This window comes from Salinibacter pepae (assembly GCF_947077775.1).
Taxonomy (GTDB): domain Bacteria; phylum Bacteroidota; class Rhodothermia; order Rhodothermales; family Salinibacteraceae; genus Salinibacter; species Salinibacter pepae.
The window spans coordinates 1,079,742-1,093,140 of the sequence record NZ_CAMTTE010000001.1 but is presented as its reverse complement, the minus strand read 5'-3'; the positions used below and the strand labels follow the sequence as shown (position 1 = coordinate 1,093,140).

Sequence of the window (13,399 nt, the reverse complement as noted above, 5' to 3'; positions counted from 1 at the left end):
AACCGGCGCGACCCCGTTCTGACCTTGTTGGATTGACTGCATCTCATCATGAACCGCATCGCCATTGTTGTCGTGCTCCTGGGGGGGCTGTTAGGACTCGCCCCCCTCGGGGCGCTCGGACAGGCAGGGTCGGGCTCTCTGCAGAGCATCGGCCTCCTGAACGTGGAACGGGCCGATCCGGCGGCCCTGCGGGCGGCCCGGGCGGGGATGGCGGGGCCGGACGACACGGGGAAAGACGGGCCGCTCTCAGCGGTCGGGATGGAGCTCGCCGTGCTGTACCACCAGCAGCAGGTCGGGGGGGCGGCAAGTGTTCAGGCCCTCCGCGGAGGCGCCCGGCAGCGCCCGAAGACGCGCGGCGGCGATCCCCAGTCGCGCGCTCCTGCGCAGTCGCCTTCCTCCATGGGCCGCACGTTGTCGCCGGTCTCGTCGGATGGACGGTCCGTAACGGTCGACGCCGTCGCGTCCGGCGACCCGTCTCGGCTCCTCGACGACTTGCGGGCGCTGGGCCTAGAAGGTGAATCCTCTGCTGGCAACGTGGTGTCGGGACGCCTGCCGATCGCCGCCATCGAGGAGGCCGCCGCGCTGCCCTCCCTCCGGGGCATGATGCCAGCGTACGCCCGGACGACCGCCGGGAGCGTGGGGTCTGAGGCCGACACGGCCCATGCTGCGACCGCAGCACGTCGGAATACGGGCACGGATGGGAGTGGGCAGAAGGTCTGTGCCCTGTCCGACAGCTACGACACCGCGGACGCGGCCACCTCGGCGGCCGACGATGTGCAGTCCGGCGACCTGCCCGGACAAAACAACCCGGAGGGACGGACGACGCCCGTCGACGTGCTCCAGGAATACGATGGGACCGACCCGGACGATCCGGAGCCAACGGACGAGGGACGAGCGATGCTGCAACTGATCCACGACATCGCGCCGGGGGCGGCACTTGGATTTCACACTGCCTTCGTCGGTCTCGCAGACTTCGCGTCGGGGATCCGAGAGCTTGCCGATGCCGGCTGTACGGTGATCGTCGACGATGTCCGCTACAGCACAGAGCCGTTCTACCAAGACGGACTTGTGGCAAACGCCATCGACGACGTCGTGAGCAACGATGGGGTCGCCTACTTCTCTTCGGCGGGCAACGACGGCCAGAACTCCTACGAGGCGCCGTTCCGCGACTCTGGGGAGCCGGGCGTGATCGATCCCAGCTCCGTGCGTCATGACTTCGACGATTCGGCGCTCAGCACCGACACGCGTCAGGAGGTCACGATCCAGTCGGGGGGCACCTTTCAGGTCTTCTCGTTTCAGTGGACGGATCCGTCCGCGGTGGTCGAGGGCTCGGACGGGCCGGACACGGATCTCGACATTGCCCTGGTGGACGAGGCGGGCACCGTCGTGGCGCAGTCCGCCAGTGACAACCTCTCTACGGGCGTGCCGGCCGAGACGATGGAGTACACCAACGACGGCAGCACCGCCGAGACGCTGCACTTGGTGATTGAGAAGGCCGCCGGGCCCAATCCCGACGAGATCAAGTACGTGTACAGCGGCAGCGGGCCGTTCACCGACAGCGACGTCACGATCGAGGAGTACGACACCCTCGGCCCGACGGTGTACGGGCACCCGATGGCGGAAGGGGCGATGGCGGTGGCCGCGGCGCCGTTCTTCAACACCGCCGCCTACAACCCGAACGCCGATCCGGCGGCCCTGGAGGCATTTTCCTCGAAAGGAGGGCTCCAGATTCGGTTCGATCAGGACGGGGGCCGGCTCGCCACGCCGGAAGGCCGGGCGAAGCCCGACGTGACCGGGACGGATCGGATCGACAACACGTTCTTCGGGACCGACATTCCCGATGATGCTCTTGAGGGCATCGATGCGGACCCCCATCCCAACTTTGCGGGTACTTCGGCGGCGGCGCCGAACATCGCGGCCATTGGGGCGCTGATTCGACAGGCGCGTCCCGGCCTCACGCCATCGGAGGTCTATAGCCGGCTGGAGGACACCGCGGCCGACGTGACGAGTCGTCTTAACCGGAGTGCAAACTTCGTCGGTGTTGCCTCTGGGCCCGATCCGTGGAGCGGCCACGGCTTCGTGCAGGCCGAGCCGGCCGTGCCGGCGGTGGACGTGGCCATCACTAACGCAAGTGGGGAGGGACAGGCAACGGGAGGAGGCAACGGGGCCGTGGACCTCACGTGGCGACAGGTGGGTGGGGAAGAGGACGTAACCCTGGACGCCTTCGTGATCCAGCAGGGCTATTTCGGGAGTGGGCTTGCCGATCGCGTGCGGATCCCCTCGAACGGCGCGGGCGACTATTCCCGGACCCTCAAAGACCTGCCGGTCGGAACGCACCGCTTTCGGATCCTGGGGGTCACGGAGTCGAGCGCGGGGACCGACAGTCTCGTGACGCAGAGCAGGACGCAGGTCACACTGCGGAGGTCCGATGTCACCGCCACCGCCTACCCGAATCCCTTCCGGGACGCCCTACGCCTATCGATCACGTTTCCGGAGGGGCGGGAGGCACAGCCCGTCCGGGTCGATGTCTACGACGTTCTCGGCCGCCGGGTAGCAACCCCGGTCCTGAGCCGGGAGGTCGACGGCTCGGCGTCCATCGACCTGAGCGGCCAACTGCCCCGCTCGCTCGGCAGCGGCACGTACTTCTTCCGCGTCTGGAACGAGGACTTTGCCGCCACCACGAAGGCCGTTCACGTGCGCTAGGAGGCGTCCTCGACGGCGTCGCTGGCGGCATCGTCGTCCATCGCGCCGTTCGTGGCGGCCCCGGCGTCGGTGGGGGGCTCATCGGTGGGAGACTCATCGTCGGGGGACTCATCGTCAGCCGCCGGCTCGTCCGTGTCGGCCACGCGGGTGACGTCGGCAATCGCGTCGCCGTCCTTCAGGTCGATCACCTGCACGCCCTGCGTGTTGCGGCCCATCGTGCTGATCTCCCCGACCCGGGTGCGGATCATGATGCCGCCCTCGGTGATGACCATCAGGTCCTCGGCCCCGAGCACGCCCTTGATGGAGACGAGGGCGCCGGTGCGGTCGGTGCGGTCGAGCGTGATGAGGCCCTTCCCGCCGCGGCCCTGCACGCGGTAGTCGGACAGCGCCGTGCGCTTGCCGTAGCCGTGCTCCGCGAGGGCCAGCACGTCGAGGTCGTCGTGCATCGCCGGGGGCACCGAGATCATGCCCACCAGCTCCTGGTCGCCGGGCAGCTCCATGCCGCGGACGCCCCGCGTGTTGCGGCCCATCGGGCGGGCGTCGCCCTCGTCGAAGTGGACGGCCCGGCCGCCGGAGGAGGCCACCACCACCGTGTTGTCGCCGCCGGTGAGGGACGCCTCGATGAGCTGGTCGCCCTCGTCGATCTTGATGCCGATGATGCCGTTGGAGCGGGGGCGGCTGTACGCGTCGAGCGCGGTCTTTTTGACCTGCCCCTGCCGCGTGGCCGCGAGGACGTAGTGGCTGTTGAGAAAGGCCTCGTCCTCGAACTCCTCCTTGCCCACGCTGATCACGGCCCGGACGCGGTCGTCCGGGTCGATGTCGATGAGCTGACGGATCGATCGGCCCTTCGCCGTGCGGCCCCCCTCCGGAATCTCGAAGGGGCGGAGCCAGAAGCACTGGCCCTTGTCGGTGAAGAGGAGCAGCACGTCGTGCGAGTGGCAGACGTAGAGGTGCTCGATGAAGTCGTCCTCCCGCTTGCCGGTGCCCCGCATGCCGACCCCGCCCCGCCCCTGCGTGCGGTACGTGTCGATGGGCGTGCGCTTCGTGAGGCCCTGGTTCGTGATCGTGACGACGACGTGTTGGCGCTCGATCAGGTCCTCGATGATGATGTCGTCGCCGCCGGTGTAGTCGATCTCGGTGCGGCGCTCGTCGTCGAACCGCTCCTTCACCGTCAGCAGCTCCTCCTTGATGAGCCCCATCCGGCGGTCGCGGCTGTTTAGGATGCGCTGGTACTCCCGGATTTGCTCGATGATGTCCTCGTACTCGCCGATGATCTTCTCGCGCTCCAGCCCCGTCAGGCGGCTCAGGCGGAGGCGCAGGATGGCGTTCGCCTGCGCCTCGGTCAGCCAGTCGCCGGCCTCGGGCTGGTCGACCAGCTCCTCGTACTCGTCCCCGAGCAGCTCCTGTACGGTGTCCGGTCCCTCGTCGGCCTCGACCGGCGGGGAGAGGGGCACGTTGAGCTCCCCCAGGTCCGCGTCGCTCAGCGTGTCCGGGTAGCGGCCCGCGCGCAGGTTCTGGCGGGCCGTGCCGGTGTCGGGGGAGTGGCGGATGATGGCGATGACGGCGTCGAGGTGGTCGAGCGCCAGGGTGAGGCCCTCCAGGATGTGGGCGCGGTCCTGGGCCTGCGCCAGGTCGTACTCCGTGCGGCGCACCACGATCTCGTGGCGGTGGTCCACGTAGTGCCGGATCGCGTCCTTCAGGGTGACCACCTGGGGGCGCCCGTCGACCAGCGCCACCATGTTGACGCCGAACGTGTCCTGCAGGCGGGAGTGCTTGTAGACCTGGTTCTTGACGATCTCGGCGTTGGCCCCCTGCTTCAGCTCAATCACGATGCGGAGGCCGTCCCGGTCGCTCTCGTCGCGCAGGTCGGCGATCCCCTCGATGCGCTCCTGGCGCACGCGGTCCGCGATCCGCTCCACCTCGCGGCTCTTGTTGACCTGGTACGGCAGCTCGGTCACCACGAGCGCGTCGCGCCCGCTGCGCACCGCCTCCTCGTGCATCTTGGCGCGCATGACGACCCGGCCCCGGCCCGTGTGGTAGGCCTCGTAGACCCCCGCGTAGCCGTAGATGATGCCGCCGGTCGGAAAGTCCGGCGCCGGAAGGTGCTCCATCAGGTCGTCGATCGCGATGTCCGGGTCGTCGATGTAGGCGACCGTGGCGTCGATCGTCTCGCCCAGGTTGTGGGGCGGAATCTTCGTGGCCATGCCCACGGCGATGCCGTCGGCCCCGTTGACCAGCATGTTGGGGAACGCGGCGGGGAGGACCGTCGGCTCCTCCATCGTCCCGTCGAAGTTTTCCTGCGTGTCGACGGTCTCCTTGCCGATGTCGGTCAGCATCTGCTCGGCGATCCGCGTCATGCGGGCCTCCGTGTACCGCATCGCCGCCGCCGAGTCGCCGTCGACGGAGCCGAAGTTGCCCTGCCCGTCGGCCAGCGGGTACCGCATCGAGAAGTGCTGCGCCATGCGCACGAGCGTGTCGTAGACCGACGAGTCGCCGTGCGGGTGGTACTTGCCGAGCACCTCCCCCACGATGCGGGCGCTCTTCTTGTAGTTCGCGCCCTGGGTGAGGCCGAGCTCGTGCATGCCGTACAGGACGCGGCGGTGTACCGGCTTCAGGCCATCGCGCACGTCCGGGAGCGCGCGGCTCACGATCACCGACATCGAGTAGTCGATGTAGGAGGACTTCATCTCCTCCTCGATGTTAATCGGGATCACGCGGCTGTCGTCGGCTTCCATGGTGTGGGGGGACGGCTGGTACGAGGGCGGTAACGAAAAGCGGCCCGGGCCGGCGGCCCAGACCACAGAGCTTCAATCCATAAAATGTACGAAATCAGGGGCAGAAGTGCCACCAGAATGCCCGTCAGAACCCACTTCCACCGGCTTTTGACAAGGCGGGCGGGGCCGTTGACGGACGGGGACTGAGATCGTACCTTGGGGGCAGATCGCACTTCCTCACGACGCCCCGTTTCTGCATGACGCCCCATCTGCTCCTCCGCGGCGGCACGCTGCTCCGGCCCGAGCCGAAGACGACCCAGGACGCCGACCTGCTCATCCGAGACGGCACGATCGCCGCGATCGGCCCCGACCTGAACGTGGGCGACGACGTGCCGGTGTACGACGCGTCGGGCCTGTTCATCTCGCCGGGGTGGATGGACATGCACGTCCACCTGCGGGAGCCCGGCTACGAGCACAAAGAAACCGTCGCGACCGGCAGCCGCGCGGCCCTCGCGGGCGGGTTTACGGACGTGGCCTGCATGCCCAACACCGATCCGCCCCTCCACACGCGCGACGTGGTCGAGTTTGTGCGAGAGCGGGCCGCGGACACGCCGGTGGGCGTCCACCCCATCGCGTGCGTCTCCAAAGAGCGCGCCGGTGACGAGATTGCCGAAATGGCCGACCTGGAGGCCGGTGGGGCGGTCGCCTTTAGCGACGACGGGGCGCCGGTGCCGACGGCGGGGCTGATGCGACGGGCCCTGGAGTACAGCAGCATGCTCGACCGTCCCATCATCAACCACATGGAGGAGGAGACGCTCAATCCGAGCGGGCAGATGCACGAGGGCGAGGTGTCGGCGCGGCTGGGGCTCGACGGCATTCCGGCGGCGTCCGAGGACGTGATGATTGCCCGCGACATTGAACTGGCGGCCCTCACCGGGGGCGCCCTCCACGTGGCGCACATCTCCACCGCCCGGGGCGTGGAGCTCGTGCGGCGGGCCAAGGCCCACGGCGTGCCCGTCACGGCGGAGGTGTGCACCCACCACCTGACGCTCACGGACGCGGCGGTGGAGGCGTCCCAGTTCGACACGAACACAAAGATGCACCCGCCCCTCCGCTCGCCGGCCGACGTGGCGGCCCTGAAGGAGGGCCTGGCCGACGGCACCATCGACGCGATCTGTACCGACCACGCCCCCCACGCGTCCTACGAGAAGCAGGTCGAGTTCGCCCATGCCCCCTTCGGCATCCTCGGCCTCGAAACCGCCTGGGGCCTCATCGGGCGCGAGCTGATCGAGCCGGGCGTGCTCTCGGTGGAAGAGGCGGTGCGGGCACTGACCGTCGCCCCGCGCCGCATCCTGCGCCTCGACGAGCCGGGCCTCACGGAGGGCACGCCGGCGCGGCTCACGGTCTTCGACGCGTCGACCGAGTGGACCTTCACGAAAGACGACATCCGGTCGAAGAGCGAAAACACCCCGTTCACGGACGCCGAGATGGTGGGGCGGCCCCGGGCCGTCTACAGCGACGGGCAGTTCGTGGAGTGTGGGGGGGCGTGACGGCCCGCTCGCGCCGAGCAGGAGCGGGCCGCCGCCTCTAGGGGGATCGTCCGGGCGCTCGTCTCCGTACCAGGTGGCTCCCCCTGCATCGTTCTGTTTCTCGTCCGTCCCCGGCCCCACTGTGTCCCCCGAGCCCCTACAGGTTGGCATCGTCCTCGGCGGGGTGGCCCCCGAGCACGAGGTGTCGGTCATCACGGCGCTGCAGGCCGCCGCGGCGCTCGACCGCGACCGGTACACGCCCGTGCCCATCTACGTCGCGAAGGACGGCACGTGGTATACCGGAGACGCCCTGCTGGAGGTGGAGGCGTACCGCGACCTGGACGCCCTCCGCGAGGACGCCCTCCCCGTGGCCCTCGCCCCAACGCCGTACGGGCACCTCGAGCTGATCGAGGACCGCGCTCCGGGGATCCTGAAGCGCCTCCAGCGCCCCGCCCTGCGGCGCCGGATCGACGTCATGCTGCTGGGGTTGCACGGCGGCCCCGGCGAGAATGGGGGCGTGCAGGGCCTCTGCGAGACGTTCAACGTGCCCTACACCAGCGCCGGCGTGTTCGGCTCCGCCCTCGGCATGGACAAGGTCATGTCGAAGCGGGTGTGCCGGCAGGCCGGGATTCCCGTGGTCGACTTCGTGGCCCTCCGCGAGGGGGAGTGGGCCGGCCGGGAGGCGGCGGCCCTGGACGAGTGCGAGGCGGAGCTCGACTACCCGCTCGTCGTGAAGCCGGCCCGCTGCGGGTCGTCCATCGGCATTGCGCAGGTGCACACCCGCGCAGGGCTCGACGCGGCCATCGAGGACGCGTTTCGGTACGACGACAAGGTGGTCGTGGAGAAGGCGGTGGAGGCGCTGCGCGAGATCAACTGCTCGGTGCTGGGGGACGGCCACGCGGCCACGCCCAGCGTGTTGGAGGAGCCGGTGGCGTCGGACGACGACGAAGTGCTCACCTTCCGGGACAAGTACATGCGGGAGGACGGGGAGGCGGCAAAGGCGGAGGGCGGCACCAAAAGGGCCGAATCGAGCCCGGAGGGCATGGCCGCCCAGGACCGCATCGTGCCGGCGAATCTCTCCGACGAGCGCACCGAAACGATTCAGGACCGGGCCGTCCGCATCTTCCACCAGTTCGAGTGCGCCGGCGTCGTCCGCATCGACTTTATGATCGACGAGGCCACCGGGCGGGTCTATTTCAACGAAATAAACACCATCCCGGGCTCGTTCTCGTTCTACCTGTGGGAGCCGTCCGGCGTGTCGTTCGACGCGCTGGTGGACCGGCTGGTGACCATCGCCCGCCGCCGCCACCGCGACCGGAACGGGCGGGTCCAGACCTACGACGTCAACCTGCTCGCCGAGAAGAACCTGCAGGGCGTCAAGGCGGACGAGGCGCCTTAGAATGTCCATCGACATTGGTCGCGACGACGGGAGGCCCCCTGCCTCGCCGCCCCGAACATCAACGAGAGTCAAGGGCACGCGCTGACCTGGGGGCCCATCCGACTGAGTGGCGAGCCCCACTTACCTGCCCCTCGCCAACATGACCCGTATGCCGTTTCGTAGCGTATTGCCGGTCCGGATGGCCGCCGCCGTGCTCGCGGCCCTGCTCCTAACGGGGACAGGCCGCGCCCGCGGCCAGCCCCATTCGGCCCCGGCGGCCGCCGAGACCACCGCCGTGGCGCAGACCTCCTCCGTGCTCACCGACGAGTTTGTCCGGACGACGGGCACCGAGGGGCTCGACCGGCTCTACGGCATGCAGTTTGAGGCGGCGAAGGCCCGGTTCGAAAAAATCGATGCGCGCTACCCCGATCACCCCATCGGGCCGTTCCTGCAGGGCCTCAACCTGTGGTGGACCATCATGCTCGACCTCACGGACACCTCCCACGACGCGGCGTTCGCCGAGCAGATGAACACCGTGATCGACCGGTGCGACGCGCTTCTGGCGGAGGACCCGGACCATTTCGACGCGGCCCTCTTCAAGGCGGCGGCCCACGGCTTTCTGTCGCGCCTCCACTCCAACCGGTACCACTGGTGGAAGACCCTCCGGAACGCCCAGAAGGCCATCAGCTACGTGCAACAGGTCGAGGCGGTGGCGCCGGAGCGGGGCGACTACGTCTTCGGCTCGGGCATGTACGACTACTACGCGGCCATCCTGCCGGAGGAGTATTCGCTGTCGAAGGCCCTCATGTGGATGCTGCCGGACGGCAACAAGGAGCGGGGGCTCACGCTGCTCCGCGAGACGGCCACGAATGGGCACTACGTGCAGACGGAGGCGATCTACTTCCTCGCGAAGGTCCACTACCTGTACGAGGATGATTTTCGAGAGACCCGAAAGTGGACCGAGCGGCTCCGCGAGCGGCATCCGGACAACCCCTTCTTTCACACCTTCGAGGGGCGGGTCTACGCCCGGTGGGGGCGCTGGCGGCAGGCGCGCCGCATCTTCGAGGCGGTCGTGGAGCGCGCCGAGGCCGGGCAGGCGGGCTACAACACCCACATGGAGGAAATCGCCCAGCTCTACCTGGCCCGCGACCGGCTCTACCGGGACGCCTACCGGAAGGCCCTGCAGCACCTGGCGGAGCTGGAGCAACTGACCGCCCGGGAGACCATCGAGGACACGCGCTACCGGGTGCTCGGCTACCTGTACCAGGGCATGGTGTACGACGCCCTCGGCCGCCGCGAGATGGCCGTAAACCGCTACCGGACGGTGCTCAACATGGAGGATGCGTCCGGGGCCCACGAGCGCGCGGAGACGTACCTTGAGGAGGCCTACTCGGGGTGAGGATGGGGCGGAAAGAGGGAGGGAAGAGGGAGGGGGGCGAAGAGCACGGCACGGTGGCTGCCAGCATTCGCCGAATGTCCCATCCGTGTAAGGATGGGAGCGGCGCGTCCGTGAAGAACAAACAAACAGCAGGGTCCCGGCGTACCCCTCGTGCAGTCGTTTTCTCAGACCAGCCACTCCGCCATGCGTTTTCGGTATACCGAATGGGACTCCGTCCGCCACGGCAGCCAGCAGCCGCTCTTTGAGGAGCTCCTCGACCTCTTCCAGGAACTGCTCGAACACACGGCGGGGGACGCGGAGGAGGCCCTCGACTGGATGGAGCAGCTCGACGACAAGTACGGCCTGACCGAGGGCTCGGACAAGGACCTCGACGACTTCATCGAGGAGCTGAAGAAGCGCGGCTACCTCGAAGACGGCGAGGACGGCGAGACGGTCGAGATCACGGCCCGCACCGAGCGCTCGCTCCGGCAGTCGGCCCTGGAAGAGATCTTCAACGACCTCAAGAAGGGCGGCATGGGCGGCCACCGAACCCCCTACACCGGACAGGGCGACGAGCGGCTGCCCGAGACGAAGGACTGGCAGTTCGGGGACGACCTGTCGAACCTCGACGTGACCGGCACCCTCTCCAACTCGTTCAGGCGCTCCGGCGTGGGGGACGACTGGGCCCTCGCGGAGGACGACTTTCAGGTCCACAAGACGGACCACCACGCCTCGATGGCGACGGTGCTCATGATCGACCTCTCCCACTCGATGGTGCTCTACGGAGAGGACCGGATCACGCCGGCCCGGCGGGTGGCACTGGCCCTCTCGGAGCTGATCATGACCCAGTACCCGAAGGACTCCCTCGACATCGTGGCCTTTGGCAACGACGCCTGGGAGGTGGACGTGAAGGAGCTGCCGTACCTCGACGTGGGCCCGTACTACACGAACACGCGGGCCGGGCTGCGGCGGGCGCGCGACATTCTGCACCGCCGCAACAACCGCAACAAGCAGATCTTCATGATCACCGACGGCAAGCCCAGCTGCCACATCGAGGACGGGGAGATGTACCGCAACGCCTACGGGCTGGACCGCAAGGTCGTCAACAAGGTGCTCGACGAGGCCACGGTCTGTCGCCGCGAGGACATCACGATCACGACCTTCATGATCGCCCGCGACCCGGGCCTGCGCGACTTCGTCCGCGAGCTGACGGAGGCCAACCAGGGCCGCGCCTACTACTCGGAGCTCGACGACCTCGGCTCCTTCCTGTTCGAAGACTACGTCCGAAACCGGCGGAAGCATCTGGGCTAGCGCCGGGCCCGCTGAACGTTGCGGGGTGTGAGGCGTGTGCACACCCTTTGACCATTCCACGTTTCCCGCCCGTCCCGTGCGCGTTCCGTTTCAACCGAAGCAGAGCCTCGGCCAAAATTTTCTGCACGACCCCAACATGGCCGAGAAAATTGTGGGGACGCTGACGGCCCCGCCGGAGGCCCACGTCGTGGAGGTGGGGGCCGGCACCGGCATGCTCACCGAGCGGCTGGCCGAACGGCACGACCGGCTCACGGCCCTGGAGATCGACGAGCGGGCCGTGGAGGTCCTCCGCGAGCGCGTCCCCGAGGCGGACGTGCGGGAGGCGGACGTGCGGAAGACGGACTGGGCTGCCCTCGCCGACGCGAAGGGCGGCCCGCTCTACGTCATCAGCAACACGCCGTACTACCTCACGAGCCCGATCCTCTTCGCCCTGCTGGGGCAGCGGGACTGCCTCGCCGAGGCGGTGCTCACGATGCAGAAAGAGGTGGCCGAGCGGATCGTCGCGGCGCCGCGCACCAAGGCGTACGGCATTCTCAGCGTTCTGCTGCAGCTCTTCGCCGAGCCGACGCTCCGCTTTCCGGTGCCGCCGCAGGTCTTCTCCCCCCAGCCCGACGTCACGAGCGCGGTGGTCCGCATCCGGTTCGGCCCCGACGCGGCGCCCGAGGGCCTTCACTTCGACGACGTGCGCCGCTACGTGCGGGCGGCCTTCAACCAGCGCCGCAAGATGCTCCGCAACAGCCTGAGCGCCTGGACGAAGGAGCAGGGCGTCGGCTTCCCGAACGACTGGGGCCGGAAGCGGGCCGAGGCGCTCACGCCGGACGAGTTTGCGACGCTCGCGCGTCACCTGGACGCCCACGCCGACCCGGTCCCCGAAGCCTAACGCATCCCTGGGGGCGTCCCGTTTGCGGAACGGATCGGACTTGAATCCTGCCCAGTCGCCGTCGCTCCATGCCCGCCTCCGACCCGTCTCCCTCATCGTCCTCGCGCGCGCCGGCCGCCTCCGACGGGCCGCCGTACAGCGGCCTGCTGGAGGTCGACGAATCGGTCGTGGACGACATCGCCGCCCTGCTGACGGAGCGGCAGCGCGGGATGGTCCTCAACCTGGTCGCCGACCTCTACCCGGCCGACGTGGCCCTGCTGCTTCGCCGCCTGCCGGACGCGGCGGCCGGCCGCCTCTTCCGGTGGCTCCCGCCGGAGATGGGCGCCGACGTGCTCGCGGAGATGGAGGACGCGGTGCGGGCGGCGCTGCTGGACGACCTCCGGCCGGACACGCTCATCGCCCTGATCGACGCGCTCGACACCGACGACGCGGCGGACGTGCTCGCCGACCTGCCGGACCGGGTGGCCCTGGAGGTGCTGCCCGACCTGGAGGACGCGGCGGACCTGACCGAGCTGCTGGAGTACGGGGAGGAGACGGCCGGCGGCATCATGGCCCGCGAGTACGTGGCCCTTGCTCCGGACCAGACCCTGCAGGAGGCCACCGAGGCGGTCCGGCGCAGCGCCGCGGACGTGGACGACGTATACACGGCCTACGTCGTGGACGAGGCGGGGACGCTCCTCGGCACCCTCTCGCTCAAGCAACTGCTGCTCTCTGCGGGGGCGGTGACGGTCCGCGACGTCATGGACGCCGACTTTATCTCGGTTGCGCCCCAGGTGGACCAGGAGGAGGTGGGCCGCGTGGTGCAGCGGTACGACCTCGTGTCCGTGCCGGTGGTCAACGACACGGGCCGGATGATGGGCCGCATCACGATCGACGACGTGGTGGACGTCATCCGCGACGAGGCGGAGGAGGACATGCAGCTCATGAGCGGCCTCACCGGGGAGGAGGAGACCGTCGACTCGGCGGTGCAGGTGAGCCGGGGGCGCCTGCCGTGGCTGATCGTGGGGCTCGTGGGCTCGGGGCTGTCCGGCACCGTCATCGGGGCCTTTGAGGCCACGCTGCAGCAAGCCGTGGTCCTCGCCACGTTCATTCCCGTCGTGACGGCCATGGGGGGGAACGCCGCCGTCCAGAGCGCGGCCATCGCCGTGCAGGGCCTCGGGGCGGGGGAGCTCTGGCTGTCCGACGCCTTCAAGCGCATCGGGAAGGAGATGCTCGTGGCCCTGCTCAATGGGGTCGTCGTGGCGGGGCTGCTCTGCGGAACGGTGGCCCTGCTCGGGATGGGGGACGTGACGATGCTCGTGGCGACCCTCAGCCTGACGATGCTGGCCGTGAGCCTGGTGGCGACCACCAACGGCGCGCTGATTCCGTTTCTGCTGACGTGGCTGGGGGTGGACCCGGCCAGCGCGATGGGGCCGTTCGTCACGACCCTGAACGACATCATGGGGCTGGCCATCTACTTCCTCATCGCCACGGCGCTCTACCTGTAGGCCGCCCTGGCCGTGGCAA

Annotated in this window: 8 protein-coding genes; 7 read left to right on the top strand and 1 reads right to left on the bottom strand. The window is 68.9% G+C overall.

Features of this window, described 5'->3' with window-relative positions:
- Positions 1-48 precede the first annotated feature (48 nt).
- A complete protein-coding gene (locus OJA40_RS04580) occupies positions 49-2,703 on the top strand; it encodes a T9SS type A sorting domain-containing protein (RefSeq protein ID WP_263810034.1) in 2,655 nt (884 codons plus the stop codon).
- Here OJA40_RS04580 and gyrA read toward each other — a convergent pair.
- A complete protein-coding gene (gene gyrA / locus OJA40_RS04575) occupies positions 2,700-5,438 on the bottom strand; it encodes a DNA gyrase subunit A (RefSeq protein ID WP_263810033.1) in 2,739 nt (912 codons plus the stop codon). The genes OJA40_RS04580 and gyrA overlap by 4 nt on opposite strands.
- Before the next feature lie 236 nt (positions 5,439-5,674).
- Here gyrA and OJA40_RS04570 point away from each other — a divergent pair, with 236 nt between their 5' ends.
- From OJA40_RS04570 to mgtE, 6 genes are all read left to right on the top strand, one after another.
- The gene (locus OJA40_RS04570) at positions 5,675-6,967 is read left to right on the top strand and encodes a dihydroorotase (RefSeq protein ID WP_263810032.1); all 1,293 of its coding nucleotides are present in this window, start codon (positions 5,675-5,677) and stop codon (positions 6,965-6,967) included.
- Positions 6,968-7,088: 121 nt separating this feature from the next.
- Positions 7,089-8,345: a D-alanine--D-alanine ligase family protein gene (locus OJA40_RS04565; protein WP_263808203.1), complete on the top strand. Its 1,257-nt coding sequence runs from the start codon at positions 7,089-7,091 to the stop codon at positions 8,343-8,345.
- Between the two features lie 148 nt (positions 8,346-8,493).
- Positions 8,494-9,723, top strand: a complete 1,230-nt coding sequence (locus tag OJA40_RS04560) for a tetratricopeptide repeat protein (protein WP_263810031.1) — start codon at positions 8,494-8,496, stop codon at positions 9,721-9,723.
- 183 nt (positions 9,724-9,906) lie between these two features.
- Positions 9,907-11,013: a vWA domain-containing protein gene (locus OJA40_RS04555; RefSeq protein WP_208426118.1), complete on the top strand. Its 1,107-nt coding sequence runs from the start codon at positions 9,907-9,909 to the stop codon at positions 11,011-11,013.
- A 76-nt stretch (positions 11,014-11,089) separates the two neighbouring features.
- Positions 11,090-11,893 carry a 16S rRNA (adenine(1518)-N(6)/adenine(1519)-N(6))-dimethyltransferase RsmA gene (gene rsmA / locus OJA40_RS04550; RefSeq protein WP_263810030.1) on the top strand — a complete coding sequence of 268 codons (804 nt, stop codon included), beginning with the start codon at positions 11,090-11,092 and terminating at the stop codon, positions 11,891-11,893.
- A gap of 68 nt (positions 11,894-11,961) precedes the next feature.
- Positions 11,962-13,380: a magnesium transporter gene (gene mgtE / locus OJA40_RS04545; protein WP_263808207.1), complete on the top strand. Its 1,419-nt coding sequence runs from the start codon at positions 11,962-11,964 to the stop codon at positions 13,378-13,380.
- The last annotated feature ends 19 nt before the right edge of the window (positions 13,381-13,399 follow it).

What these genes read in the sequence shown, in the direction of transcription:
- OJA40_RS04580 (WP_263810034.1), top strand. Translation starts at nt 49, where the DNA reads ATGAACCGCATCGCCATTGTTGTCGTGCTCCTGGGGGGGCTGTTAGGA.
- gyrA (WP_263810033.1), bottom strand. Translation starts at nt 5,438, where the DNA reads ATGGAAGCCGACGACAGCCGCGTGATCCCGATTAACATCGAGGAGGAG.
- OJA40_RS04570 (WP_263810032.1), top strand. Translation starts at nt 5,675, where the DNA reads ATGACGCCCCATCTGCTCCTCCGCGGCGGCACGCTGCTCCGGCCCGAG.
- OJA40_RS04560 (WP_263810031.1), top strand. Translation starts at nt 8,494, where the DNA reads ATGCCGTTTCGTAGCGTATTGCCGGTCCGGATGGCCGCCGCCGTGCTC.
- OJA40_RS04555 (WP_208426118.1), top strand. Translation starts at nt 9,907, where the DNA reads ATGCGTTTTCGGTATACCGAATGGGACTCCGTCCGCCACGGCAGCCAG.
- mgtE (WP_263808207.1), top strand. Translation starts at nt 11,962, where the DNA reads ATGCCCGCCTCCGACCCGTCTCCCTCATCGTCCTCGCGCGCGCCGGCC.